We start from the raw sequence: 25,823 nt of genomic DNA on the forward strand, positions 1-25,823 counted from the left end.
CGCCGATCCTCGGCTCAGGAGTCGACCGGAACGAAGGCTCCGGCCTCCGCGTCGTACACGAACGCACGGCCGACCGGACTGTCGAGCAGATGGATCCACGCATCGTCGAGATTGAGCACCTCGCCGAGCGTGACCACGCGAAGGTTCTCGACATCGTCGAGCTCGTCCTGACTCTCCTCTCCCGAGAGGAGGCGCCAGCCACTGTCCTGCTCGTGCTCAGGCTCCTCGCGGACGAGGTACCCGACGGGCGCGCGGTCCGCGATCACACGCGTGGACACGATGCAGCCCCGTGCGTACCTGTCGACCGCCTCGTCGTCATCGTCTGCCGTAGAGCAGACGTGGATATCGCGGAACACGACCGCGTCGCCGAGGTCGATATCGCTGATCCAGCCCGGCGGATGCGTCAACGTGCCGGTAAACCCGCCGTCACCGTCGACCGTGTCGACCGCGACCCACATGCGCTCCGCACGCGGCGCATCGGGATCCTCGCTGTCGAACGCGAACGACAGCTTGACGAGCTCGCCGGGGCACAGCGCGGCGATGCGTTCTGCGGTCGGACGGAGGAATGTGTAGGGGAAATCCGCCGCGCGCTGCGCGGCATCCTCGAGTCGCCAGGTCGGCATGTCATCGTCCCTGAAGGTCGTCACCCTCGGCTCGGGATCACGACGATCGCGACCACGTGGGGCTCAAGGGTCCGAGCATAGCCGGCGAGCGTGTCACGCGACGTCACGTGCACATCGGCCCCGCGCCGATGCCGTGCGATGGATCAGGGCGATCGCGCCTGTGGCGCGTGCGCTTCTTCGCCGGCGCCTGCAGCGACGGGCGTGCGAGCCGGTGCAGGAGGTTCGGCAGCCGGCGGCTTCTCCTCGTTCGCCGCGAGCTCCTCGGGTGCCGGCGTGTTCTCGTCGCCGAGCACGACGATCTTGACGCGGCGGTTGCGGTTGCGGCCTTCGAGCGTGGTGTTGTCACCGTCGGGATGGAACTCCCCCATGCCCATGATCGCCATCTTGGTCGGATCGACCTTGCGGTCGGCGAACAGGCGCGCGACGCTCGCTGCACGTGCCGCCGACAGCTCCCAGTTGGAAGGATAGACGGCCGTGGCGATCGGCACGTTGTCGGTGTAGCCCTCGATGCGCATCTCGTTCGGGAAGCCCGACAGGATGCCGGCGACGCGCTCGAGGATCGGGATCGACGGCGCGGACAGCGTGGCGACGCCGCTCGGGAACAGGATGTCGGTGCGGATCTCGACCTCGAGCCACGAGTGCTGGCGGCGCACGACGACGAGGTTCTCGTCGATGAGGTTCTGCAGCGCGCGCTCGACTTCCTTGGCGATCGTCTCGAGGCCGCGTTCGGTCTTGCCGGGACTCTGCGGGCTGCCTTGCGGCGTCGCACGCAACGCGATCGGCGCGGTGAGCGAGACCGGCTGCACGGCCGGCGCGGGCACGGCATTGAGATCGAGTGCGGAAGGCGACGGGCTCGACGCGGACTGCTGGCCGACCTGGATCGGCTCGATGACCTTGGGCGTGCCGTTGAACGCGGCCTCGAGGGACTTGGAGAGCACGCGGTACTTGCCCTCGTTGAGCGAGGACACCGCGTACATGACGACGAAGAACGCGAGCAGCAGCGTCACGAGGTCGCCATACGGGATCGCCCACGCCTCGTGGTTGACGTGGTCCTCGTGCTCTTCCTTTTTCTTGCGCGCACCCATGTCAGTGAACGTATCCGCGCAGCTTCGACTCGATGTTGCGCGGGTTCTCGCCCTCCGCGATCGCCGCGATGCCTTCGACCATCATCTCGCGCTCGCGTGAATGATCCGTAACGACGAGCTTGAGCTTGTTGGCCATCGGCAGCAGCAGCAGGTTGGCGAGGCCGATGCCGTACACGGTCGAGACGAATGCGCCCGCGATGCCGGGGCCGAGCTTGCTCGGGTCGGCGAGGTTCTGCATCACCGCCATGAGGCCGAGCACGGCGCCGATGATGCCCATGGTCGGCGCGTAGATGCCGGCCGCCTCGAACACCTTCGCCGAGAGCATGTCGTTGTGCTTCTTGGCGTCGTTCTCGACGCCGAGGATGTTGCGGATGTTGTCCGGCTCGGTGCCGTCGACGAGCAGCTGCAGACCCTTCTTGACCATCGCGTCGGGCTCGGCCTCGACCTGCGGCTCGAGGCCGAGCAGGCCCTGGCGGCGCGCGGTCTCGGACCAGTTCACGATCTTCTTGAGCTGCTCCTCCATGTCCTGGTGCGGCGGGTTGACCAGCCACTTGAGCATCTTGAGCGCGCGCGACAGGATCGGGCCGGGTGTCTGCACCATGATCGCCGAGGCCGTGCCGACGAACACGACGACGAGCGCCGCACCGCTCCACAGCGCATGGATGCCGGCACCCTTGAGCAACGCGCCCGTGATGACGACGACGAACGCCATGACGATGCCGATGGCGGTGAGCTTCTGCATGACCTAGTCTCCGTTGCGCCAGTCGCGCAGGCGCGCACGCAGGCGCACCAGCGCCTGTCCGTGCAGTTGGCAGACCCGCGACTCGCTCACGCCGAGCACTTCGCCGATCTCCTTGAGGTTGAGTTCTTCGTCGTAATACAGCGCCATGAGCAGCTTCTCGCGTTCGGGCAGCCCGTCGATCGCCTCGGCGAGCGCACCCTGCCGTCCTTCGAGTTCCGCGCGCACGGCCGGCTGCGCGGAGATGTCGTCGGCGACGTCGATGACGTGGCTCTCGCCCTCGTCGTCCTCCATGCTCAGGCTCAGCACGCGCGAGCGGCTCGCGTCGTCCATCACCTGCGCGTACTCCTCGCGCGTGATGCCGAGGCGTTTCACGACCTCGGCCTCGTCGGCCTCGCGACCGGTCTCGGTCTCGATCGCGCGGATCATCTCCATGACCTCGCGCAGGCGCCGGTAGACCGAGCGCGGCGTCCAGTCCGTGCGGCGCAACTCGTCGAGCATCGCGCCGCGGATGCGGATGCCCGCATACGCCTCGAAGCTCGTGTTGCGCGCAGGCACGTACTGCCGCGCGGCTTCGATCAGCCCGATCATGCCGGACTGGATCAGGTCGCCGACGTCCACGCTGCCCGGCAGCTTTCCCTTGAGATGCCAGGCGATGCGCTTGACCAGCGCGGCGTGCCGGTGCACCAGCTCGTCCGCGCCACCGCGCTGGACCTGCTGGTAGAGACCGGCACTGGGTGCAGTCACTGCTCGACCTCGGAGGCCTCGGCGCGCGTGCGGCGCTCGACGAAGAACTCGAGGTGGCCGCTGACGCCGGTGCCGCCGATCCACTTGTCGGTGGCCTGGGCGAGGTTCTTGAACGCGAGCGCCGAACGGCTCGCCGGATACGCGTCGACGACGGTCATCTGGCGGCGCACGGCACGCTGCAGGTAGTAGTCGTCGGGGATCGCGCCGCTGAAGTCGAGCGTCACGTCGAGGAAGCGGTCGGCCACGCGCACGATCTTGGTGAACAGGTCGCGGCCGTGCTGCAGCGTCGGCACGCGGTTGGCGATGATGCGGAAGCGCTGCACGCCGTACTCGCGGCTCAGCACCTTGATCAGCGCGTAGGCATCGGTGATCGAGGCCGGGTCGTCGCAGATCACGACGGCGACTTCCTGCGCGGCCGAGCAGAACATCGTCACGCTGTCGGCGATGCCGGCGGCGGTGTCGACGATGAGCGTGTCGAGCGGCTCGCCGTAGTCGCAGAACGCCCGGATCAGGCCGGCGTTCTCGGCCTGGCTGAGCTGCGCCATGCGGCGCGTGCCCGAGGTCGCCGGCACGATCTTGAGGCCGTGCGGGCCCTCGAGGATCAGGTCGTTGATCGAGCAGTCGCCGTTGAGCAGGTGGGCGAGGTTGTAGACCGGCTGCAGGCCGAGCATGACGTCGACGTTGGCGAGGCCGAGGTCGGCATCGAGCAGCATCGTGCGCTTGCCGGCGAGCGCCATCGCGGTGGCGAGGTTCACGCTCACGCTGGTCTTGCCGACGCCACCCTTGCCGCTCGCGACGGCGATGACTTTCACCGGCTTCTGGCGCGGGACGGGTTGTGCGAGTGCACTGGCCTGGTTCATGGCGGCAGGGGTGTCCATAGGCTTAGGCGAACGCCACGTTGCCGCGGCTGAAGCGGTCGGCCATGGCGAGTTCATCGGCGACCGCGGCGACGGTCGGGTTGGCGATGCGGCAGACCACGCGGCGCGCGTCGGCGACGGCGATGTCCTGCGGCACGCGCTGGCCATCGGTCGTGTAGTGCAGCGCCAATGCGTGGCGGATCAGGATCGACACGGCGGGGCCCAGCGTCGGCGTTTCGTCGAGCTTGGTCAACACGCAGCCCGACGGATCGAGGTCGGAGTAGGTGCGCAGGCTCTCCTCGAGCGCGGCGGCCTGGGTGTTCGCGGCAAGCACGAGCAGGCTGCGCACGCGCGTGACGTTGGCGCGCAGCGTGTCGAGCACCGAGACGAGGCGCTCGTCGCGATGGTTCATGCCCGGCGTGTCGATGAGCACGAGGCGGCGATCGGCGAGGTGCACGAGCAGCTTGGACAGCTCCGCACCGTTGCGCGCCGTATAGGCCTGCACACCGAGCAGGCGGCCGTACTGCAGCAGCTGGTCCTGCGCGCCGATGCGGTAGTCGTCGGTGCAGATCAGCGCGACCTGGTCACGGCCGTACTTCTCGGCATGGCGTGCGGCGAGCTTGGCGATCGTGGTGGTCTTGCCCGAACCGGTCGGACCGACCAGCGCGATCGCGCCGCCCTGGTCCGCAAAATCCTTGCCGCCGATCGTGAGGCGGCGCGAGAGCAGGCCCAGCGGCAGGTAGCGCGACTGGTCCGGGGTCATGTCGGCAGGCAGGTCCTCGACGATGTCGATCGCGACGTCGGGCTCGATGCCGAGACGGGTCATGTCGCGCAGCACCTGCGTGCGCAGCGGCTGGCGGCGGTCCATGTCGTTCCAGGCGAGGCTCGACAGCTGGGCCTCGAGCAGCTGGCGCAGCTGGCTGAGCTCGCGCTGCATGCGCTGGTAGGCAGGATCGTTGGCCGGGTTGACCGGCGTCGCGGGAGCGACGGCCGGGATCGGCGCGGCAGGCGTCGTCGCGACGACGACCGGCGCGGGAGCCGGTGCAGTCACCGGCGCAGGCGCCACGGCCTCGACAGGCGGCGTGACCGGAGCCGGACGCTGCGGCGCAGCCGCAACAGGTGCGACCTGCGTTGCGGGGGATTCGAAGGCGGGCGTCGCGGGAACATCGAAGCTCGCGCGGTTCGGCGCGGTGGCCTTGCGCGGCAACGTACTCTGCATGAGCAGGCGCGCCGCCTCGTCGGGGCTCGCGCGCAGCGACGCGGGCGACGGCGCCAGCGTGCTCGGCGCCTTCTGCGGCGCCTGTGCGTGCTGCTGCGTCGGTACCTGGCGGCGCACGACCTTCGCGGGTGCCGGCGCGGCGGCCTGCACGGGCGTGGACGGCAGCTCGGCGACGGCACCGGCGCGCATCTGGCCGACGGCTTCGCGCACGAGTGCTTCGTCGTAGTCGATCGCGGCGACGATCTCGTTCATGCCGTCGACGCGGCGCGAGGACAGGATGACCGCGTCGGGGCCCTGGTCGTCACGCACCATCTGCATCGCCTGGCGCATGTCGGCCGCCACGTAACGTTTGATCTTCATGCAACCTCCAACGGTCGCGTGTTCTGCTCAGTCATCGTCGTCACCGTCCCAGACTCGCGGCCAGGCGCACCTGGCGGTTGTCCGGCACCTCGTTGTACGCCAGCACGCGCAGGCCTGGTGCGGCCTGCTGCACGAACCTGGCCAGCCACGAACGCAGGCTCGGCGAGGTCAGCAGCACCGCCGGCTCGCCGGCCATCTCCTGCCGTCGCGTCGCGTCCGCCGCGCTCTTCTGCAGGCGTTCGGCCAGTCCGGGCTCGAGCGCGGCACCGGCCGGCGTCGCGCCCTGAAGCGACTGGAGCAATATCTGTTCCAAGTCAGGAGCGAGCGTGATCACGGGCAATTCCGCGCCGAAACCGCTGATGTCCTGCACGATCTGGCGGCCCAGCGCCACGCGCACGGCGGCCGTGAGGGTGTCGGGATCCTGACTCTGCGGCGCGCGCTCCGCCAAGGTTTCGACGATGCTGCGCATGTTGCGGATCGGTACGCGCTCGGCGAGCAGGTTCTGCAGCACCTTGACGACCACGCCGAGCGAGAGCCGCTTCGGCACGAGTTCCTCGACGAGCTTGGGCACGCTCTGGGCGAGGCGGTCGAGCAACTGCTGGACCTCCTCGTGGCCGATCAGCTCGTGGGCATGGGTCTGCAGCAGGTGGCTCAGGTGGGTCGCCGCGACCGTGGCCGGATCGACGACCGTGAAGCCGAGCGTCTGCGCGTGGTCGCGCGTGCCCGGCTCGATCCACAGCGCCTCGAGGCCGAACGCGGGATCGCGCGTCGGGATACCCATGACCGAACCGTGCACGTGGCCGGGATTGATCGCGAGCAGGCGGTCGGGATGCAGCTCGGCCTCGCCGACCGGCACGCCGAGCAGGGTGATGCGGTAGGCACTGGGCCCGAGGTCGAGGTTGTCGCGGATGTGCACCGGCGGCACGAGGAAGCCGAGGTCCTGCGAAAGCTTGCGCCGCACCGCCTTGATGCGGCCCATGAGCTCGCCGCCCTGGTTGCGGTCGACGAGCGTGATGAGGCGGTAGCCGACCTCGAGGCCGATGACGTCCACTGCGGCGACATCGTCCCAGCCGATCTCGGCCGATTCGCCACCGGGGGTGGATGCGAGCGCGGCCTTCGGCGAGGCGGCCTCGATGACCGCGGTCTCGCGGCGCTTGTTGAGCAGCCACGCCGCACCGAGGCAGATCGCGCCGAACAGCAGGAACGCCGCGTTCGGCATGCCCGGCACGAGGCCGATCATGATCAGCACGGCGCCGGTGACCGCGAGCGCCTTGGGCTGCGCGAACATCTGGCCGACCACCTGCTTGCCCATGTTGGTGGGCCGCGAGACGCGCGTGACGATGATCGCGGTGGCGATCGAGAGCAGGATCGCCGGGATCTGCGCGACCAGGCCGTCGCCGATCGCGAGCACGATGTAGGTCTTGGCCGCCACCGAGGCGGACAGGCCGTGCTGCAGCATGCCGATCGCGAAGCCGCCGACCATCGTCACGACGAGGATCAGGATGCCGGCGATCGCGTCGCCGCGCACGAACTTGCTGGCGCCGTCCATCGAGCCGTAGAAGTCCGCTTCCTCGCGCACTTCCTGGCGGCGCTCGCGCGCCTGCTCGGGATTGATGAGGCCGGCGTTGAGGTCGGCATCGATGGCCATCTGGCGGCCGGGCAGCGAATCGAGGGTGAAGCGCGCGGTGACTTCGGACACGCGCGTGGCGCCCTTGGTCACGACGACGAAGTTGATGATGGTGAGGATCGCGAACACGACGAGGCCGACCGCGAAGTTGCCGCCGATCACGAACTCGCCGAACGCCTCGATGACCTTGCCCGCAGCGCCGTGGCCCTGGTGGCCGTTCATGAGCACGACGCGCGTCGACGCCACGTTGAGCGCGAGGCGCAGCAGCGTGGCCATGAGGATGACGGTCGGGAACGCGCCGAACTCGAGCGGGCGCGCGACGTAGACGACCGCGAGCAGGATCACCAGCGACAGCGCGATGTTGAAGCTGAACAGCATGTCGAGCAGGAACGTCGGCAGCGGCACGACGAGCATCGACAGCGCGAGCAGCACCACGATCGGCGCGCCGAGGCCGCGTCGGCCGGCATCCTTGATCTGATCGAATACGGCGGTGGCGCTCGACACGTGGCGGATCCTTGGTTCAGTGGCGCGGCGGCGGATCCGACAGGGCGGGGTCCACCTCGGGGGTCGGCACGTCCGGCGTCGGCACGTTCGCGTCCAGCGCGGCCTGCTTGAGCTGATAGACGTAGGCCAGGACCTGCGCGACCGCCACGTACAGCGACGAGGGCACTTCCTGGCCGACCTCGGCGTTGTGATACAAGGCTCGTGCCAACGGCGCCGCGGTCAGCGTCGCGACCTTGTGGGTCTTCGCAAGTTCGCGAATATGAAGGGCAATATGGTCGACGCCCTTGGCCACGACGATCGGCGCGCGCATCTTCGCCTCGTCGTAGCGCAGCGCCACCGCGAAGTGCGTCGGATTCATGACGATCACATCCGCCTTGGGAACGTCGGCCATCATTCGGCTGCGCGCCATCTGGTGCTGGACCTGGCGCACGCGACTCTTGGTCTCGGGGCTGCCCTCGGCTTCCTTGTGTTCCTGGCGCACCTGTTCGCGCGTCATGCGCAGGTTCCTGGCGTGCTCGAACAGCTGCCACGGCGCGTCGACGAGGCCGATCAGCAGCAGGGCACCACCGAGCCACAGCGCGGCCTTGCCGGCGAGGCTGAAGGCGAGGCCGATGCCGTTCGAGGCGACCGTGTTGGCGCCGGCGAGGATCTCCGGCAATTCGGAGGCGACCAGGGCCATGCAGATGGCGCCGATGACGAGCACCTTGGCGATCGCCTTGGCCAGCTCGACGAGGCCGTTCCTCGAGAAGATGCGCCCGAAGCCCTTGAGCGGGTCGAGGCGCTCGCCCTTGAAGCTCATCGCCTTGGTGCTGAAGTTGAACCCGCCGAGCAGCACCGAGGAGCCGATCGCGGCGCCCGCCGTCACCAGCAGGATCGGCGCGAGCACGACCAGCGCCTGCATCGACAGGTCTGCGAGCGCGGTCGTCATCGCGTCCTCGGCGAGCAGTTCCGCGCGGCTGTGCGCGAGGCCGCCGTGCAGGATCGCGGTGACACCCTCGCCGAGCGGACCGCCCGCCATGAGGATCAGCGTGACGGCCGACAGCGTGACCGCCGCCGCGGCGAGATCGCGTGATCGCGGGACCTGGCCTTCCTCGCGTGCATCGCGGCGACGTTTTTCGGTGGCCTCTTCGGTTTGGCTTTCCTTGTCGGTCTCGTCGGACATCGGTCACGACCTCCCGAGCAGGTCGCGGATCGCGTCGAACGCGCCGTCCACGAGCGAGGAGAACGTCGGCGGCAGGCCGCCGAGGCTGAGCCAGATCATGACCAGGCCGACGATCAGCGTGACCGGGAAGCCGATCGCGAACATGTTCAGGGCCGGCGCGGCACGGCTCATCGCGCCGAAGCCGAGGTTGACCACGAGCAGCGCGATCATGACCGGCAGGGCGACGCGCACGGCGCCTGCGAACAGTTCCGAACCGAGTCCCGCGATCGCCCAGAACGTCTCGCGGCCGAGCACGAACACGCCGACCGGCAGCGCATCGAAGCTCTGCGCGAGCAGGCGGATCAGCTCGAGGTGGCCGTCCATGCCGAGGAACATGAGCGTGGCGAGGATCATGTAGAGCTGGCTCGTGACAGGCGTCGAGGTGCCGTTGGATGGATCGATCACGCTGCCGAAGCTCAGGCCCATGCTGATGCCGACGATCTCGCCACCGAACGCGACCGCCTCGAACAGTACGCGCAGGATGAAGCCGATCGTCGCGCCGATCGCGACCTGCTGGATCAGGATGCCGGCACCGGCGAGGCTCAGCGGCTCGACGTCGGAAACGCCGGGCGCGGCCGGCATCATGACGATGCTGAACAGCACGATGAGGCCGACGCGCACGCGACGCGGGATCGTGTTGGAGCTCAGCACGGGCGCGACGAGGAACAGCCCGCTGACGCGCGCGAGCGGCCACATCGCGGCGGCGACCCACTCGGCGACGCGGGACAGGTCGAGCTCCACGGTGCCTAGCCGACGAGGTTGGGCAGGTCGGCGAACAGCGCGCGCGTGTAGTCGATCATCGTGCGCAGCATCCACGGACCGCCCGCGGTGATCACGAGCGCGAGCGCGATGAGCTTCGGGATGAAGCTCAACGTCATCTCGTTGATCTGCGTGGCCGCCTGCAGCATGCCGACCACGAGGCCGACCACGAGCACGGCGAGCAGCAGCGGCGCGGCCACGATCAGCGTCGTGTAGAGCGCGTGCTGGCCGACCGCGATGACGCTTTCGGGAGTCATCGGCGCGGGCTCCGGGCAAGGGCCGGCGCGGGCCGGCGCGGTGCGTCCACGGTGGCGCGCGGCGCGGTGGCCGGCACGGCGAAGCGGAACGCGAACGGGGTGGCGAGGAAGGCGTTCATCGTCGTCGCCTACAGCACGAAGCTGCTCGCGAGCGTGCCGATCAGCAGCGCCCAGCCGTCGACGAGCACGAACAGCATGACCTTGAACGGCAGCGACACGATCATGGGCGACAGCATCATCATGCCCATCGACATGAGCACGCTGGCCACGATGAGGTCGATGATCACGAACGGGATGTAGATCAGGAAGCCCATCTGGAAGGCGGTCTTGAGTTCGCTGACCGCGAACGCCGAGACGACGACCGGGAACGGTACCGCGTCGCGGTCGCCGTAGCCGGGCACGCGCGCGATCTGCGCGAACAGCTTCAGGTCGGATTCGCGCGTCTGGTCGAGCATGAAGTCGCGCATCGGCTTGATCGCCGCGGGCAGCGCCTGCTCGGCGCTCATCTGGCCTGCCATGTACGGCTTGACGCCGGCGTCGTAGGCCTTGGTCAGCACGGGCGCCATGATGAACGCCGTCAGGAACAGCGCGAGGCCGAGCAGTACCTGGTTCGGCGGGCTCTGCGTGGTGCCGAGCGCCTGGCGCATGAAGCCGAGCACGATGATGATGCGCGTGAACGAGGTGGTCAGCAGCAGGATCGCCGGCAGCAGGGTCAGCGCCGTCATCGCGGCGAGAATCTGCAGGCTCAGGCTCCAGGTCTGCGTGCCGCCGGCCCCCTGGGTGACGGTCAAAGCGGGCAATGCCGGCAGCGCGATCGGATCCGCGGCGGCCGCCATGGCGGGAACGAGTGCGACGAGGCCGGCCGAAGCGGCGGCGAGGCGACGCGCGCTCACGAGGCGCGCCCCTGGCGCAGGCCCGCGAGCAGCTGCGCGAAGCCGCGCGGTGCGTCGCCGGCGGCGACGACGGGCTTCGGTTCGGGCAGCGGCGTCTCGAGCACGTGCAGCGTGCGCACGCTGCCCGGCGCGATGCCGACGACGAGCTGCTGGCCGCCGATCTCGATCAGCGCGACGCGCTCCTTGGTGCCCACCGCGATCGTCTCGAGGCAGCGCAGACGCTTGCCGCGCGCGCCGCTCACGCCCTGCAGGCGACGCGCGAGCCAGCCCGCGGCGAAGATCGAGGCGACCACGATGGCGAGGCTGCCGAGCACGCGCAGCAGCGCGGTCGCGCCGTCGGGCGGAGCCGTGACGGTCTCGGCCGCGTGCGCGGCGAGCGGGGCCGCGAACAGCGCGGCGCTGGCGAGGAAGGTCTTCATCATTCCGCTCAGCGCAGCTTGCGCACGCGCTCGGCGGGGCTGATGACGTCGGTCAGGCGGATGCCGAACTTGTCGTTGACGACCACGACTTCGCCGTGCGCGACGAGCGTGCCGTTGACGAACACGTCGAGCGGCTCGCCGGCGGCGCGATCGAGCTCGACGACCGAGCCCTGGTTGAGCTGCAGCAGGTTGCGGATGCTGATGCGCGTGCGGCCGACTTCCATCGCGAGCGTGACCGGCACGTCGAGGATGACGTCGAGGTTGACCTCGGCGCCCTTCTGGTCGCCGCCGAGCTCGTCGAACTGCGCCTTGGCGTAATCGTCGCGGGCGCGCGCGGCCGGGTCGGGGGTGTCGTTCATGGTGCCGTGTCCTTGGGGGCTTCAGGGGTGGCGCGTTCGGGGCGGCGCAGCGGGTCGGCGAGGCGCACGGCGTTGTTGCCGGACGAGGTGCCGAAACGGCCGCGGTAGATGGGGATCTCCTCGGCGGTGACGGTCACGCGCTCGGGCAGGTCGATCGGGATCACGTCGCCGCGGCGCAGGCGCAGGAAGTCGCCGATGCGGATGCGCGTCTGGATCAGCGTCGCGCCGAGTTCGATCTCGGCATCGAGCACGTCCTCGCGCAGGCTGCGGCTCCAGCGCTCGTCCTTCTCGACGCGGTCGCTCTGCATGCCGGCATCGAGCGTGTCGCGGATCGGCTCGATCATCGAGTACGGATAGGCCACGTGAAGGTCGGCGGCGCCGCCGTCGAGGCCGATCTGGAAGCGCGAGACGAGCACCGTCTCGGTCGGATTGACGATGTTGGCGAACTGCGGGTTGATCTCGGAGTTGACGTACTCCCAGGTCAGCGCCATGACCGACGACCAGGCCTCGGTCATCGCCGCGAACGTCTCGCGCAGGATGATGTGGATCAGGCGCGTCTCGGTCGGCGTGAAGTCGCGACCCTCGATGCGTGCCTGGAAGCGGTTGCCGCCGAAGAAGTTCTCGACGAGGTTGAACACCAGCGCCGACTCGAGCGCCACCAGCGCGGTGCCGCGCAGCGGGTGCACGTTGACGAAGTTCATGCTCGTCGGCACGCCGAGGCCGTGCACGTAGTCGGAGTAGCGCTCCTGCTTGACGCCGCTCGAGGTGACCTCGCAATTGCGGCGCAGCAGGCCGAACAGGGCGCTGCGCAGGCCGCGCGCGAAGCGCTCGTTGATCATTTCCAGGGTCGGCAGGCGGCCGCGCACGACGCGGTCCTGGCGCGAGAAGTCGAACTGGCGCACCTCGCCCGGCGCGGCCGGGCCGGCGGCGTCGAGGTCGCCGTCCTCGACACTGTCGAGCAGTGCGTCGACCTCGTCCTTGGAGAGGATCTTGTCGGTGCTCATGTCACTGCATCACGAACGCGGTGAAGTAGACGGCTTCGATGCCGGGACGGCCGAGCTGGCCCGAGACGATGCGCTGCACCTCGGCGAGCGCATCGGTGCGCAGCTTGTCCTTGCCTTCGCGTGCGATGAGTTCGTTCGCATCCTGGCCGCTGAACAGCAGGATCAGCGCATCGCGCACGGCCGGCTCGTTGGCCTTGGCGGCATCGAGCGCGGCCTGCTCGTGCGCCATGAGCTGCACGCCGATCTGCAGGAAACGCATCGAGCCCTGATCCTTGAAGTTCACGACGAAGGCGGGATCGAGGGCGAGGTAGAGCGGATCCTTGGCCTTGACCACGGCCGGTGCGGCGGCGGCCTCGGGATGCTCGGCCTCCGCGGCGGCGTGCTTGCGCTGCTGCATGACCAGCCAGCCGATCGCACCGAGCGCACCGACGAGCAGGACGACGAGGATGATGATGAGCATCTTGCCGCCGCTCTTGGCCTGCCTGGGTTCCTTCTTTGCCGCCATGATCGCCTCGCGAGGTTTGCCTGCCCTCGTGAGAGCAAGTCGCGTGCCATTCGCGAAACGCCTCGAAAGGCCATGCCGATCAACAGCATGGTGAAAAGCAGTCGGCGCGGTGCCAATTTCTTGACTGGCCCTGGCGGCGGTATCACCACGTCGCTGTGGAGGCGCCGGCCTTCCGTCGGCGCGACCTGTCGCGAGGCGATTTCAGGTGATCGTGGCAAGCCGGCCACGCCGATGCGGCGACGCCACGGCCACGGCGTCGGTCGGCACTGCTGTCCGGGGAACGTTCGAGGCGACAGCTCGAAAACGTTGTCGCGTCGGGCTTCCGGCAATGAAATGCCGGGATGCCGACTCGTTCTCGCGGCAGACGCACGCGGCGCGATCCTTATCCCTTCTCCCTCCGGGAGAAGGTGGCCCGCAGGGCCGGATGAGGGTTCGGGATGGCGACGATGATCGGATGGGGTCTCGATCCCGCACCCTCTCCCCAACCCCTCTCCCGGAGGGCGAGGGGCTCAAGCGCAACGCCACTGCGGGAGGACGCGTCGAGCCCGTGAAGTCGCACGACGCCGAGCGCCGGGAACCACTACGCGACAGCTCCGCTGACGGGGCGACGCGATGTGCGACTTTTCCCCGGACAGCAGTGCGTCGGTCGGCGAGCCCCTGGCGGACGGCTTCAGGCGAAGTCGTCGAGCAGCCCGAGCGGTGCGGCGCGTGCCCGCGGCACGGAGACCCCATCGCTGTCGACGCCGGCCGCGTCATGCGACGCGGCGCCGAAGCGCACCTCGGCCGCGGCGTGACGGCCGTCGCGCTGCTGCGCGTTGGCCTGCGCCTGGGCCTGCCCCTGGTCGACGCTGGAGTGGCCGAGCGAGAGGCCCTGGTGCTCGAGCATGCGCTCCAGACGCGGCAGCGCGTCCTGCACGAGCATCGCGGTGATCGGGTGCTGGATCGCGAAGCGCACGTCGACGCGTTCGCCGTCGAGGCGCACGCTGACCTCGATCGGGCCGAGCTGGCGGCCCTCGATCTGCAGGCGCGCTTCCTTGAGATCGCCGGTCGCGAGCAGCATCGTGTGCTTGGCTAGGGCCTGACTCCAGGCCTCGACATCGGCAACCGGCGAGGGATCGACGACCGCGGCAGCAGGTGCCGCACCGCGCAGGGCGGGCCCGGCGACGCTGATCCAGCTGCCCTGCGACGGCGCGGGCGCTTCCGGCGCTGCCGCGCCGCGCAGCGCGATACCGAAACCGTCGTCGGCCTTGCCGAGCGCGATGCGTGTGTCCAGCGGCGCGTCGCCGGGGGTGCGCACGGCGACGGGCGTCGTGGTCGTCGCGGCCTCGCGTGTCGCGGATGCGCCACGGCGTGCCACGGACAAGGTCTGTGTGGGAGGTGCTGCATCGATCGCGTCGGCGAGCGCGGCAAGGTCGACTGCCGTCATCCTCGACGACGCGGCATCGACCGACGCCGGCGGCGGAGTCGGCACCGGGGCCGTCGCGAACGAGAAGCGCGGCGGACGAGGCGCGACCGGCAGCGTCGGTGCATCGAAACGTCGCTGCTTGCGCGTGCCGTCGCGATCGTCGACACGCTCGGAGATCGCGAGCCGTCCCGCCACGGGATCCGGCTCGACCGCATCGGTGGATGCGGATGCAGCCGCCTGGAGGGGGACGCGGGCGTTGCGCGAATCGCCCGACACCGGTTCGACGGCGATCGCACGCGACTGCGCAAGCCACGGCAGCAGGACGGCAGGAGCCGTCGCGTCCGCGGGCACGTCGTCTTCGTAGTCGATTTCGAGCGCGGGTGGGTCGCGCGTGTCGTCCTCGCGCAGGTCGACAGGCGCGCCGTCCGCGTCGTCGACGGGCTCGGTACGGCCGCCGAGGAGACCGGCGAGCGCGCCACCGAATGCCGCGGGGGCGTCGTGTGCGGCGGCGGCCGTCGCCTTGGCCGGTGAAGCCGGTGCGCTGCGCGTGATCGCGTCCATCAAGGTCGTGTCCATCAGGTCGGCATGCCGTTCGTGGATGTCATCGGTCGTGCTCGTCGCGGGCGGCGTCGCGCGCCGCGCGTTGCAGCGCGCGTTCGTCGGCTTCGCCCTGGTCGTGGCGGTCCTCGACGCGGCGCTGCTCGTCGGTCAGGCGCTGCACGACGTTGTCGAGTGCCTTGGACTGGGCCTGAACCTGCAGGAAGCGCTTGCGCTCCTCCTCGAGCAGGCGTTTTTGCCGCGCGATCTGCGCGTGCTGGAACGTGATCGCCTCGTTGATGCGGTCGAGGAAACGGCGTCGGTTGACGAGCGCGGCGACGTTGGTCGCGGCGGGTTCGGCATCGAGGTATTCGGCGCGGAAGCGCTCGAGCTCGGCGAGCTGCGCCTCCTCGCCTTCGACGCCGCGCATGCGCTCGGCGAGCTTGCGCGTGGCCTCGTCGGTGCGGTCGCCGGCGAGATCGGCGAGCTGGGTCATGCGTCCGACGCGCGTCACGCGGCGACCCTCCTCGCGCCGAGCATCGAGTCGAGCTCGCGCACGGAATCGGCGTAGGCGTTGGGCGTGCGCACGTCCTGCTGCATGAACGCCGAGACCTCGGGCCAGCGCGCGATCGCCTCGTCGACGCGCGGGTCGCTGCCCTTCTGGTAGGCGCCGACGCTGATGAGGTCGCGGTTCTGGCGGTAGCTCGAGTAGAGCTGGCGGAAGCGTCGCGACGCCGCGAGCTGCTCGGGCGTGACGACGGCCGGCATGACGCGGCTGATCGAGGCGTCGACGTCGATCGCGGGGTACTGGCCACCTTCGGCGAGTTCGCGCGACAGCACGATGTGGCCGTCGAGGATCGCGCGCGCGGCGTCGGCGATCGGATCGTGGCGGTAATCGTCGCCTTCGGTGAGCACGGTGTAGAACGCGGTGATCGAGCCGCGGCCGCTGGCGTCGTTGCCGGCGCGCTCGACCAGCGCGGGCAGCTTCGCGAATACCGACGGCGGATAGCCCTTGGTCGCGGGCGGCTCGCCGATCGCGAGCGAGATCTCGCGCTGCGCCTGCGCGAAGCGCGTCAGCGAATCCATGAGCAGCAGCACCTTGAGGCCGCGGTCGCGGAAATGCTCGGCGATCGTCGTGGCCAGCCAAGCGCCGCGCAGGCGCATGAGCGGCGGCGCGTCGGCCGGTGCGGCGACCACGGCGGCGCGCTGCATGCCCTCGGGACCGAGGATCTCCTGCACGAATTCCTTCACTTCGCGGCCGCGCTCGCCGATCAGGCCGACCACGATCACGTCGGCATCGGTGAAGCGCGTCATCATGCCGAGCAGCGTGCTCTTGCCGACGCCGCTGCCCGCGAACAGGCCCATGCGCTGGCCGCGACCGACCGTGAGCAGCGCATTGATCGAGCGCACGCCGACATCGAGCGGCTCGTGGATCGGATGGCGCAGCATCGGATTGATCGGGTTGCCGGTCAGGCGCGCGCGGCCGTCGCACTGCAGCGGACCCTTGCCGTCGAGCGGACGTCCCGCGGCGTCGATGACGCGGCCGAGCATGGCCGTGCCGACCGGCACCTCGGAGACGGTCTCGTAGGGACGCACGCGTGCGTTCGGCAACAGGCCGTGCATCTCGCCCGCCGGCATCAGGAACAGTTTCTCTCCCGAGAAGCCGACCACCTCGGTGTCGATGCGCGAGCCGTCGGCGTTGAGCACGAGGCAGCGGCCTCCGAGCGGTGCCTCGCAGCCGACCGCCTCGAGGGTCAGGCCGATCACGCGGCGCAGCGTGCCGTCGGCGACCAGCGGTTTCTCGGGACCCAGCTGCGCGCGCTGCGTCGCGAGCGCGGCGGCCCAGCGCGCGTGGCTTCGCGCCTTGCGGGCGGCCAGCATAATCACGCAGCCTCCGGCGGTGCCGCGGCGTCGCGGCCGAGCACCTCGTCGAGCACGGTCGCGATGCGTGTCTCGACGCTCGCGTCGATCTGGGTCGCCTCGGCCTGCACGAGGCAGCCGCCGCGCGAGAGTTTCGGGTCTTCGAGAATCTCCCAGGCGTGCCCACCCTCGCCCGGCGCGAGGTGCTCGCGCACGAGCGCGGCATCGCCGGGCTGCAGGCGGATGCGCACCTGGCGCGCGTAGGCGGGCAACGCGGCGAGCGCGCTGCGCACGGCGTCGAGGATGCGCTCGGGCGACGTGGCCAGCTCGTGGCGCGCGATTCGCTCGGCGGCGATCGCGGCGAGCTGCACGAGTTCGTGCTCGACCGTCGCGTCGAGCGCCTCGAGCGGCGCCTGCAGCGCGGCGACGATCGCGTCGATGCGGCGCACCTGCTCCGCGAGTTCGGCCGTCGCGGCACGACGGCCCTCGTCGAGGCCGCGCGCGTAGCCTTCGTCGCGCGCGCGCTGCTCGGTCTCCTCGAGCTGGCGCAGCGTGCGCGGATGCCAGGCGCCGCCTTCCGCAAGCGGCTCCTCGGCGACGTCGGGCACGGACCAGACCTGCGCATCGCCGGCCTGTTCGCGTGGCAGCACGGAGACGCTGGCGGGCATCGTCCTGGCTCCCGGGGCATTCCTGGAGGGGTCAGACATACTCTTCCCCACCCGAACCGAGGCTGATCTGGCCCTGCTCGGCGAGGCGGCGTGCGACGGTCAGGATTTCCTTCTGTGCCGCATCGACTTCGCTCAGGCGTACCGGACCCTTCACCTCGAGGTCGTCGCGCAGCATGTCGGCGGCGCGCTTGGACATGTTCGAGAACACCTTCTCGCGCACGCCCTGGTCACAGCCCTTGAGCGCGATGACGAGGCGGTCGGTGGACACTTCGCGCAGCAGCGCCTGCATGCCACGGTCGTCGACGCCGATGAGGTCGTCGAACACGAACATGAGTTCCTGGATGCGCTGGCCGAGCTCGCCGTCGAGCGCGACGATCGATTCGAGGATCTTGGTGTCCTTGCCCGAGTCGAGCTGGTTGAGGATCTGCGCGGCGGCCTTGATGCCGCCGACCGACGAGGTCGAGAACGACGACTGGCCGCCCGCGAAGCGGCGTTCCATGATCTGGTCGAGCTCGTGCAGCGCGCTCGGCTGCACGCCGTCGAGCGTGGCGATGCGCATGATCACGTCGTGGCGGATCGCGTCGGGCAGGAAGTTCAGCACCTCGGCGGCCTGGTCGGTGTCGAGGTGCGCCATCACGATCGCGACGATCTGCGGATGCTCGCCGCCGATCATCTCGGCGATCGAGCGGCCCTCCATCCACTTGAGCGCCTCGAGGCCCTTGGAGTCGCGACCGAGCTTGATGCGGTCGAGGATGCGTGCGGCCTTGTCCTCGCCGAGCGCGGTGATGAGCATGCGCCGCACGTACTCCTCGGTGCCGACGCCGAGCGCGGTCTCGCGCTCCAGCGCGGCCGTGAACGTGTCGAGCACGTTGTCGGCCTGCGAGCGCGAGATGCTGCCGAGCGAGGTCATCGCCGAGCCGATCGCCTGCACGTCGCGCGCGCTCATGTGCTTGAGCACCTCGGCCGCTTCCTTCTCGCCGAGCGAGAGCAGCAGCACCGAGGCGCGCTGGGCACCGGTCAGCTTGGCGTCGGGCGCGCCCGGATCAGCCATCGTTGCTCACCCAGCTCTTGACGATCTGCGCGACCTGCTTGGGATCCTGGCCGGCGACACGCTTGGCGAGCATGATCTTCTGCTCGATGTCGAGCGGCGGATTGCCGTTGCCGTTCGCGGCGAGCGTGCCGGGCATGCCGCCGCCATTGGCGACCTGCACCTTGCTCGACAGGATCAGGTTGTCGGGAGCGACGTCGCCGGGCAGGCCCGCCATGCGCGGGTCCATGCCGATCGGCGCGAGTTCGTTCGAACGCTTCGGCTGCGGCGGCACGAGGTTGCGGAACAACGGGCGCACCACCGCGAACACGAGCAGCAGCACGAGCAGCACGCCGAGGCCCTGCTTGAACACCTCGCGCAGCATCGGCTGCTCCCACAGCGGCACGGCGATCGGCTCGATCGGCGCATCGACCTGGAACGGCGCGTTGACGACGCTGACCGTGTCGCCGCGCGTGGCATCGAAGCCGACCGCGTTCTTGACGAGTTCGGTCATGCGCGTGACCTCGTCCTCGGTCAACGGCGTGCTGGTCGGCTTGCCTTCGGCGTCGAGGCCGGCCTTGTTGTCGAGCGCGACGGCGACGCTGAGGCGGCGCACGTTGCCGACCGGCTCGCGCGTGTGGCTGATCGTGCGGTCGATCTCGAAGTTGCGCGTCGCGCTCGAGCTGACTTCGGTCGTGGTCTGGTCCTGCGCGGTCGAGGCACCGCCCGCGTTCGGTGTCGCGGCCGAGGCCTGTGCCGGCGTGTTGGGCGGCTGGTTGCTGAGCGCCCCGGGCACGCCGCCCTGGTTGTTCGGATTGCCGTCGATGCGGCGCTCGCTCGCGGTCTGCTCGCTGCGCACCGAGGTCTTGGCGGGGTCGTAGCTCTCGCTGGTCTTCTCGGTCTCGGTGAAGTCGAGCTGGGCGACGACCTGCGCGCGCACGCGGCCGGCGCCGACGAGCGGCGTCAGCAGTTCCTCGACGCGCCCCGCGTAGGCGGTCTCGATCTGGCGGATCAGGCGGAAGCGCGTGTCGTTGACGGCCTCGAGGCTGCCCGGATCCGACACCGTCAGCAGCGCGCCCTTCTGGTCGACCACCGACACCTGCGAGGCGTCGAGGTCAGGCACGCTGGCCGCGACGAGGTGCACGATCGCGCCGACCTGCGTGTTGTCGAGCGTGCGGCCCGGGTACAGCGACACCATGACCGACGCGCTCGGGCGGCCGCGGTCGCGGATGAAGGCCGAGGACTTCGGCAGCGCGAGGTGCACGCGCGCCGACTTGATCGACTGCAGGCTCGAGATCGTCGAGGAGAGGTCGTTCTCGAGCTGCTGCTGGTAGCGCGTGCGCTCGGCGAGTTCGCTCAGGCCGAACGGACTCGCGGCATCGCCGGCAACACCGAGGCCCGACGACGACGATCCGCTGCCGCCGCCGCGCGGCAGGCCTTGCGCGGCGAGGCGCAGGCGCGTCGCATTGACCTCGGAGGCCGGCACGAAGATCGAGGTGCCGCCGGCGCCGAGTTCGTACCTCGTGTTCGCGGTCTGCAGTGCCTGCACGACCTGCGCGGCATCGCGCTCGTCGAGGCCAGCGTAGAGCTGCGCATACGTCGGTGCGCGCGACCACAGCACGATCGCCACGCCGATCGCGACCGCGGCGGCGATGCCGACCAGCAGCAGGGCCTGGCGCGCACCGGGGATGCGGGCGATGTCGAAGCGCTGCGGCGGCGGGTTGGCGACCGGAAGCGAAGTGGAATCGGGAGGGACGCTCATCTAGGTCAGACCTGCATGTTCATGACGTCGCGGTACGCTTCGACCAGCTTGTTGCGTACCTCGTTGACCGCACGGAACGACAGGTCGGCCTTCTGCAGCGCGACCATGACGGTGCCGATGTCGGCATTCGGATCGCCGCGTTCGAACTGCGCGGCGAGGCCGCGCGCGTGCTGCTGGGTCTCGTTGACGCCCTGCAGCGACTGCTTGAGCACGGCACCGAAATCGCTGGTCGTGCCCGTCGGTGCAGGCGTGGCGGCCGGCGTGCGCAGCACCGACTGCGCCTGCGCGCTCATCGCGCGCATCTGCTGGAGGAGACCGGAAACGTCGACCGGATTCATGGCGTGGCTTGCCCCGCGCCGGTGCGATGCCGGCTTCGCGCGAGGTCTTACAAGGTTTGTGCCATGGCATGACCGCTTTCCGGTTCAACGACTTGCATCGAGCGAGCGAGCCGATGTCAAGAAGTCGACACCGCCCGACTCTGCCCTGCGCCATCGCGTTGGCGGTGGCACGGCACCGCCACGCCGGTCCTTCGCGATGCCTGGCAGGACACCCGGCGAGGCGCAGAACGGGACCGCTTCGCCACGTCGCCACGGTGCGCCGTGGCGGATCTTCGCGCCACCCGGTGTCTTCCCGTAGCTGCCCACGCCGTCACGCCACATCGGGCGCGAGCCTTTGTACACTCGGACCCTCCTCTGGAACGACGCTTGCACGAAGGATGATCGTGAAGCCCTCCGATCCGCCGACGCGACCTTACCCTCTGCCACCGGACGAAACCGCCCGCCTGCGTCGCCTCCGCGACCTGCGCGTGCTCGACACGCCTTCGGAACCGCTGTTCGATGCGCTCGCGCAGGCGGCGGCCGAACTCGTCGGCACGCCGATGGCACTGGTCAGCCTCATCGACGAGCACCGCCAGTGGTTCAAGGCCAACGTCGGCCTGCCCGATGCGACCGAGACGCCACGCGACCTCGCGTTCTGCACGCACGCCATCCTCGACGACGCGCTCATGGAAGTGCCCGACGCGCGTGACGACGTACGTTTCGCCGACAACCCGTTCGTCACGGGCGAGGCGAACATCCGCTTCTACGCGGGCGCGCCGATCACGTTGCGCGACGGCCTGCGCATGGGCTCGCTGTGCGTGGTCGACAACCAGCCGCGCCAGCTCAACGACATGCAGCGCCGCGTGCTCTCGCAGCTCGCGCGCGCGGTCGCCGAAGCGCTCGACCAGCGCCTGCTCGCCGTGCAGCGCGAGGCCGCGATGAAGCGCCAAGCCGAGGCCGAGCGCCTGCGCCTGCTCGATCAGGACCGCCTGCACCAGATCATCGAGTCGATGCAGGCCGGCACCTGGGAGTGGGATGCGCGCGACGGCCGCCTCCACGTCAACGAGCGCTGGGCCGAGATCATCGGCTTCACGCTCGAGGAGCTCGGCGAGCTGCACGTGGAGTTCTGGGCCGGGCGCGCCGATCCCGAGGACTGGTCGCGCGCGGTCGAGGAACTCGAGCCGCACATCCGCGGCGAGGCCGATTACTACGCGACGCAGATGCGCCTGCGCCACAAGGATGGCCGCTGGATCTGGGTCAGCAGCCAGGGGCGCATCGTGCAGCGCTTCCCCGACGGCAAGCCGCAGCTCATGTACGGCACGATGCTCGACATCTCGACGGCCAAGGAAGCCGAGCGTCGCCTGCGTGCGAGCGAGGCCCTGCTCGATCGCACGGGCCGTCTCGCCGGCGTCGGCGGCTGGGAAGTCGACCTCGCCAGCGGCGAGATCGTCTGGTCCGACGAGACCTGCCGCATCCACGGCCTGCCGCCGGGCTTCCGGCCGACGCTCGACGAAGGACTTTCCTACTATCCACCCGAAGTGCGACCGCGCGTCAGCGAAGCGATCGAGAAGGCGATCGCCGACGGCTCGGGCTGGGATCTCGAACTGCCCTTCATCACCGCCGACGGACGCTCGATCACGGTGCGCACGCTCGGCACGGTCGAATACGACGGTGGCCGCCCGCGCTGGCTCGTCGGCGCGTTCCAGGACACCACGCTGCGCAAACGCGCGACCCAGGCGCTCGAGGTCAGCGAGCGGCGCTTCCGCAAGCTGTTCGAGTTCAGCCTGGGCCTGATCTGCACGCACGATCTCGAGGGCACGATCCTGTCGGTCAACCCGGCCGCCGCGGCGTCGCTCGGCTACAGCGTCGCCGAACTGCTCGGCTGCCCGCTCGCCGACATCATGCCCGAGTCGTTCCGCCCGCGCCTGCCGAACTACCTGTCGCGCATCATCACGAACGGCTCGGCGACGGGCCTCATGCACCTCGTCACCAAGGATGGCCGCCAGCGCATCTGGGAATACCACAACACGCTCGACACCGAGGACGAGGATCCGTACATCCTGGCCCACGCGCAGGACGTCACCGAGCGCCATCTGCACGAGCGCTCGCTGCACGAGGCGAGCATCCGCGACGCGCTGACCGGACTGTTCAACCGCCGCCACCTCGCCGAGATCGCCACGACGATGGCCGAAGGCGACGTCTGGGGCTGCGTGGCGGTCGACCTGCGCCACTTCAAGGCCGTCAACGACACCCAAGGCCATCAGCGCGGCGACGAGGTGCTGGTCGAGATGGGACGTTTCCTGACCCGCCACGTGCGGCCCGACGACGTCGTCATCCGACTCGGCGGCGACGAGTTCCTGCTGCTGCTGCGCGGTGCCGAGGAACGCGCGACCCAGCGCGTCTGCGAACGCATCCGCGCCGACGCGGAGCAGGCGCCGATCGGGTTCACGCTCGGCTCGGCGATCCGCCGTGAAGGCGTACCGCTCGAGGTCGCGATGGCCGAAGCCGACGCGCAGCTCTATGCGGCGCGCGCGGAGGATGCGGCCACGCGGTGAACGTGATGAGGCGATGTCGTCTGACATGATGTTGCATTGCGGCGGGAATTATTCCCGATAGATCGCAAGAATCCCCTCGTGCCGCCGCGCAACGTGCGGCTCGCCTGCTTCCGAGGGGAATGCGATGGATCCCGCCACGCGCCGCGGCCGCCCCGCGATCGCGCGCCTGCAATGTCATGCCGTCCACGGATGGCGCGCGGCCGTGCTCGCGCTGGCGTTGCCGCTCGGCGGCTGCATGACGGTGCCACCGCGACCGCTCGACCCCGTCGCGATGCACGAGGCCTTCGCGACTCGACGCCTCGACGATCCCGCACTCGCGGCACGCGTTGCCGAGGCGTTCCCGCAGCTTCCGGAGTCGGCGCCACGCTGGGACCGCGCGCGCCTCGTCGCGACCGCGTGGCTGCTCGATCCCGGACTCGCCGCGGCACGCGCGGACGTCGCCGCCGCGATCGCCGCACGCGGCGAAGCCGGCCTGCGTGACCCCTCGACGCTCGCGCTCGACATCGAACACGCGCGACGCGAACGCTCACCGTGGCTGTACGGACTTGGCCTCGAGTGGCCGCTCGGTGGTGCGACGCGGCGCCGGCTCGCGCGCGAGGCAGGCGACCTCGACATCGCCGCGGCTCGCGCACGCCTGCTCGGCGAGGCCTGGCGCGTGCGCGCTCGCGTCGTCGCCGCCCTTTCCGCGGACATCGCCGCGCAGCACGATGTCGAGGTCCACGAGTCGCTCGTCGACGTGCAGCGCGCACGTGCAGCACTCGCCGCACGCCGCGTCGCCGCGGGCGAAGACGCGTCTTCCGATGCCTTGCCTGCGCGCGAGGCCGCGCTCGCCGCGGAAGCCGCGCTCGGCGAGGTACGCATGTCACGCGTTCGCGCGCGCGGCGAGCTCGCCGCCGCGATCGGCATGCCCGTCGACGCGCTCGTGGTGCTCGATCCCGTCGCGACCACATGGGCGGATTGGGGCTCGCCCGCAGCGTTCGACGACGTCGGCCTCGACGCCGAACGCGAACGTGCACTGCTCGCGCGATCCGACATGGCCGAAGCGATCCAGGCCTACGCGCTGGCCGAGAACGCGCTCCAGCAGGCGGTCGCCGACCAGTTCCCGCGGTTCACCGTCTCGCCCGGATACGCTTGGGACCACGGCATCGCCAAGCTGCCGCTCGGCGTCGACGTGACGCTTCCACAACCACGACGCGACCGCGCGCGCATCGCGCGACTCGAGGCCGAACGCGAGCGCGCGGGGCAGTCCCTGATCGGCACGCAGGCCGGCGTCCACGCCGCGATCGACATCGCGCGCGGCGCCGAACGCGCCGCGCGCGACAACCTCGATGCGGCGCGGCGTCGCCACGATGCGATACGCGTCGACGGCGAACGGCATGCGCGTGCGCTGCACCTCGGCGCGATCGATCGTGCCGAGGTGCTCGCCGTCGACGTGCTCGCCGCCGAGGCCGCGCGCGATGTCGTGACGGCGCAGCGCGCACTGCAGTACGCACGGCTCGCGCTCGAGGACGCCGTGCACGTCCCGCTTTCGGGGCCCGAGCGCGGGCTCGCATGGCCGATCGATCCGGAGGAACCGCGATGAGGCGACCACGAACCGCCTGCAGCCTGCTCGTGGCGTCGATCCTGCTCGCGGCGTCGCCGTGGGCACTCGCCGTCGACGACGATGATGACGACGCCGGCGAGGCCGCGCTGGTACTCGAGGCGTCGCAGCGCGAGGCCATCGGACTGCGCGTCGCACGGCCCGTCGCCGTGACCGCACCGAACGTGCTGGCCACCTCGGCACGCGTCCTCGACGCGACCGACATCCTCGCCGCCGCGGGCGAGGCCGAGGCCGCCAGTGCCGGTGAACGCGTCGCCTCCGAGGAACTCGCACGCGTACGCGCGCTGCATGCCGACGGCGCGGCAGCCTCGCGTCGCGTCGTCGATGCCGCGGTCGTCGAGCAGGCTCGCCAGAAGGCGGCCCGTGACGTCGCGGAGCGTCGCCTCGCGCAGCTCGCCGGCTTCCACGCATCGACGGCGGCGCGCGACCGCGACGCGACGCTCGAGGCACTGCGCAGTGGCACGCTCGTGTTGCTGCGCGCGGAAGTCACGGGTCGCGAAAGCCTCGCCGGTGTGCCGCGTGCTGCACGCGTGTCGATCGACGGCGTCGCCCACGACACCCGCGTACTCGGCCCGCTCCAGGGCGCGGGCGAGATCGCCGCGCCCGCGCTGCTGCTGGCCCTCGATGCTCCACCCGAGGGACTCGTGCCCGGCATGCGCCTCGCCGCGACGCTCGGGGGCGAGCCCGTGAAGGGCGTCGCCGTACCGCGCGGCGCCCTGCTGCACGACGAGCGCGGCGCGCACGTCTACCTGCAGTCCGCCGGCGACGGTGGCACGATGCGCTACACACGCCGCGACGTGAGCCTGCGGGTGCCGTTCGGCGAGGGTTGGCTCGTCGACGGCCTCGATGACGACGACGACGTGGTCGTCGCCGGTGTCGGCCTGCTCTGGTCGATGCAGGGCGGCCACGTGGACGACGACGACTGAGGCCGCAC

At 70.1% G+C, this 25,823-nt stretch carries 25 protein-coding genes; 3 read left to right on the forward strand and 22 right to left on the reverse strand.

From position 1 onward, the window contains the following. Window positions 1–14: 14 nt before the first annotated feature. The 22 genes from ACQQ2N_RS05380 to fliE all read right to left on the reverse strand — a co-directional run bounded on the left by ACQQ2N_RS05380 (window position 15) and on the right by fliE (window position 20,755). Complete coding sequence (locus ACQQ2N_RS05380) at window positions 15–623, reverse strand: immunity protein Imm33 domain-containing protein (RefSeq protein WP_440224658.1); 609 nt, start codon at window positions 621–623, stop codon at window positions 15–17. A gap of 143 nt (window positions 624–766) precedes the next feature. Then, window positions 767–1,708, reverse strand: a complete 942-nt coding sequence (gene motD, locus ACQQ2N_RS05385; protein WP_440224659.1) for a flagellar motor protein MotD — start codon at window positions 1,706–1,708, stop codon at window positions 767–769. A gap of 1 nt (window position 1,709) precedes the next feature. Continuing rightward, window positions 1,710–2,450: a flagellar motor protein gene (locus ACQQ2N_RS05390; protein WP_440224660.1), complete on the reverse strand. Its 741-nt coding sequence runs from the start codon at window positions 2,448–2,450 to the stop codon at window positions 1,710–1,712. A gap of 3 nt (window positions 2,451–2,453) precedes the next feature. Continuing rightward, entirely contained in the window at window positions 2,454–3,194 is a 741-nt protein-coding gene (locus ACQQ2N_RS05395; RefSeq protein ID WP_440224661.1) for an RNA polymerase sigma factor FliA, read from the reverse strand. Next, entirely contained in the window at window positions 3,191–4,054 is an 864-nt protein-coding gene (locus ACQQ2N_RS05400) for a MinD/ParA family protein (protein WP_440224662.1), read from the reverse strand. The genes ACQQ2N_RS05395 and ACQQ2N_RS05400 overlap by 4 nt, the downstream gene beginning before the upstream one ends. Before the next feature lie 22 nt (window positions 4,055–4,076). Then, window positions 4,077–5,630 carry a flagellar biosynthesis protein FlhF gene (gene flhF / locus ACQQ2N_RS05405; RefSeq protein ID WP_440224663.1) on the reverse strand — a complete coding sequence of 518 codons (1,554 nt, stop codon included), beginning with the start codon at window positions 5,628–5,630 and terminating at the stop codon, window positions 4,077–4,079. Window positions 5,631–5,670: 40 nt separating this feature from the next. Then, window positions 5,671–7,671, reverse strand: coding sequence for a flagellar biosynthesis protein FlhA (flhA, locus tag ACQQ2N_RS05410; protein ID WP_440225712.1), 2,001 nt, complete (start codon window positions 7,669–7,671; stop codon window positions 5,671–5,673). A gap of 106 nt (window positions 7,672–7,777) precedes the next feature. Further along, a complete protein-coding gene (flhB, locus tag ACQQ2N_RS05415; protein WP_440224664.1) occupies window positions 7,778–8,923 on the reverse strand; it encodes a flagellar biosynthesis protein FlhB in 1,146 nt (381 codons plus the stop codon). Window positions 8,924–8,926: 3 nt separating this feature from the next. Further along, window positions 8,927–9,703, reverse strand: a complete 777-nt coding sequence (gene fliR, locus ACQQ2N_RS05420; protein WP_440224665.1) for a flagellar biosynthetic protein FliR — start codon at window positions 9,701–9,703, stop codon at window positions 8,927–8,929. A 5-nt stretch (window positions 9,704–9,708) separates the two neighbouring features. Continuing rightward, a complete protein-coding gene (fliQ, locus tag ACQQ2N_RS05425; protein WP_440224666.1) occupies window positions 9,709–9,978 on the reverse strand; it encodes a flagellar biosynthesis protein FliQ in 270 nt (89 codons plus the stop codon). Window positions 9,979–10,106: 128 nt separating this feature from the next. Further along, window positions 10,107–10,814 carry a flagellar type III secretion system pore protein FliP gene (gene fliP / locus ACQQ2N_RS05430; RefSeq protein WP_440225713.1) on the reverse strand — a complete coding sequence of 236 codons (708 nt, stop codon included), beginning with the start codon at window positions 10,812–10,814 and terminating at the stop codon, window positions 10,107–10,109. A gap of 53 nt (window positions 10,815–10,867) precedes the next feature. Continuing rightward, complete coding sequence (gene fliO / locus ACQQ2N_RS05435) at window positions 10,868–11,290, reverse strand: flagellar biosynthetic protein FliO (RefSeq protein ID WP_440224667.1); 423 nt, start codon at window positions 11,288–11,290, stop codon at window positions 10,868–10,870. A gap of 8 nt (window positions 11,291–11,298) precedes the next feature. Then, entirely contained in the window at window positions 11,299–11,649 is a 351-nt protein-coding gene (gene fliN, locus ACQQ2N_RS05440) for a flagellar motor switch protein FliN (protein WP_440224669.1), read from the reverse strand. Next, on the reverse strand, window positions 11,646–12,653 hold the full coding sequence (fliM, locus tag ACQQ2N_RS05445) for a flagellar motor switch protein FliM (protein WP_440224670.1): 1,008 nt from the start codon (window positions 12,651–12,653) through the stop codon (window positions 11,646–11,648). The genes fliN and fliM overlap by 4 nt, the downstream gene beginning before the upstream one ends. Window position 12,654: 1 nt before the next feature. Continuing rightward, a complete protein-coding gene (locus ACQQ2N_RS05450; RefSeq protein WP_440224671.1) occupies window positions 12,655–13,158 on the reverse strand; it encodes a flagellar basal body-associated FliL family protein in 504 nt (167 codons plus the stop codon). A 670-nt stretch (window positions 13,159–13,828) separates the two neighbouring features. Continuing rightward, complete coding sequence (locus ACQQ2N_RS05455) at window positions 13,829–15,139, reverse strand: flagellar hook-length control protein FliK (RefSeq protein ID WP_440224672.1); 1,311 nt, start codon at window positions 15,137–15,139, stop codon at window positions 13,829–13,831. Window positions 15,140–15,164: 25 nt separating this feature from the next. Next, window positions 15,165–15,614 (reverse strand): flagellar export protein FliJ, encoded by a 450-nt coding sequence (fliJ, locus tag ACQQ2N_RS05460; protein WP_440224673.1) that lies wholly within the window; start codon window positions 15,612–15,614, stop codon window positions 15,165–15,167. Continuing rightward, a complete protein-coding gene (fliI, locus tag ACQQ2N_RS05465; RefSeq protein ID WP_440225714.1) occupies window positions 15,611–16,978 on the reverse strand; it encodes a flagellar protein export ATPase FliI in 1,368 nt (455 codons plus the stop codon). Before fliI ends, fliJ begins: the two co-directional genes overlap by 4 nt. A 5-nt stretch (window positions 16,979–16,983) precedes the next feature. After that, window positions 16,984–17,628: a FliH/SctL family protein gene (locus ACQQ2N_RS05470; RefSeq protein ID WP_440224674.1), complete on the reverse strand. Its 645-nt coding sequence runs from the start codon at window positions 17,626–17,628 to the stop codon at window positions 16,984–16,986. A 31-nt stretch (window positions 17,629–17,659) separates the two neighbouring features. Next, window positions 17,660–18,649, reverse strand: coding sequence for a flagellar motor switch protein FliG (gene fliG, locus ACQQ2N_RS05475; RefSeq protein ID WP_440225715.1), 990 nt, complete (start codon window positions 18,647–18,649; stop codon window positions 17,660–17,662). Between the two features lie 22 nt (window positions 18,650–18,671). Next, window positions 18,672–20,417 (reverse strand): flagellar basal-body MS-ring/collar protein FliF, encoded by a 1,746-nt coding sequence (gene fliF, locus ACQQ2N_RS05480; RefSeq protein ID WP_440224675.1) that lies wholly within the window; start codon window positions 20,415–20,417, stop codon window positions 18,672–18,674. Between the two features lie 5 nt (window positions 20,418–20,422). After that, window positions 20,423–20,755 (reverse strand): flagellar hook-basal body complex protein FliE, encoded by a 333-nt coding sequence (fliE, locus tag ACQQ2N_RS05485; RefSeq protein WP_440224677.1) that lies wholly within the window; start codon window positions 20,753–20,755, stop codon window positions 20,423–20,425. Window positions 20,756–21,138: 383 nt separating this feature from the next. Between fliE and ACQQ2N_RS05490 the strand changes: the two genes are divergently transcribed. The 3 genes from ACQQ2N_RS05490 to ACQQ2N_RS05500 all read left to right on the forward strand — a co-directional run bounded on the left by ACQQ2N_RS05490 (window position 21,139) and on the right by ACQQ2N_RS05500 (window position 25,815). Beyond that, on the forward strand, window positions 21,139–23,289 hold the full coding sequence (locus ACQQ2N_RS05490; protein WP_440224678.1) for a PAS domain S-box protein: 2,151 nt from the start codon (window positions 21,139–21,141) through the stop codon (window positions 23,287–23,289). Window positions 23,290–23,413: 124 nt separating this feature from the next. Continuing rightward, entirely contained in the window at window positions 23,414–24,871 is a 1,458-nt protein-coding gene (locus ACQQ2N_RS05495; protein ID WP_440224679.1) for a TolC family protein, read from the forward strand. After that, on the forward strand, window positions 24,868–25,815 hold the full coding sequence (locus ACQQ2N_RS05500; protein ID WP_440224680.1) for a hypothetical protein: 948 nt from the start codon (window positions 24,868–24,870) through the stop codon (window positions 25,813–25,815). The genes ACQQ2N_RS05495 and ACQQ2N_RS05500 overlap by 4 nt, the downstream gene beginning before the upstream one ends. The last annotated feature ends 8 nt before the right edge of the window (window positions 25,816–25,823 follow it).

The sequence above is a fragment of the Dokdonella aquatica genome, assembly GCF_051987395.1.
In the GTDB taxonomy this organism is placed as follows: domain Bacteria; phylum Pseudomonadota; class Gammaproteobacteria; order Xanthomonadales; family Rhodanobacteraceae; genus Dokdonella.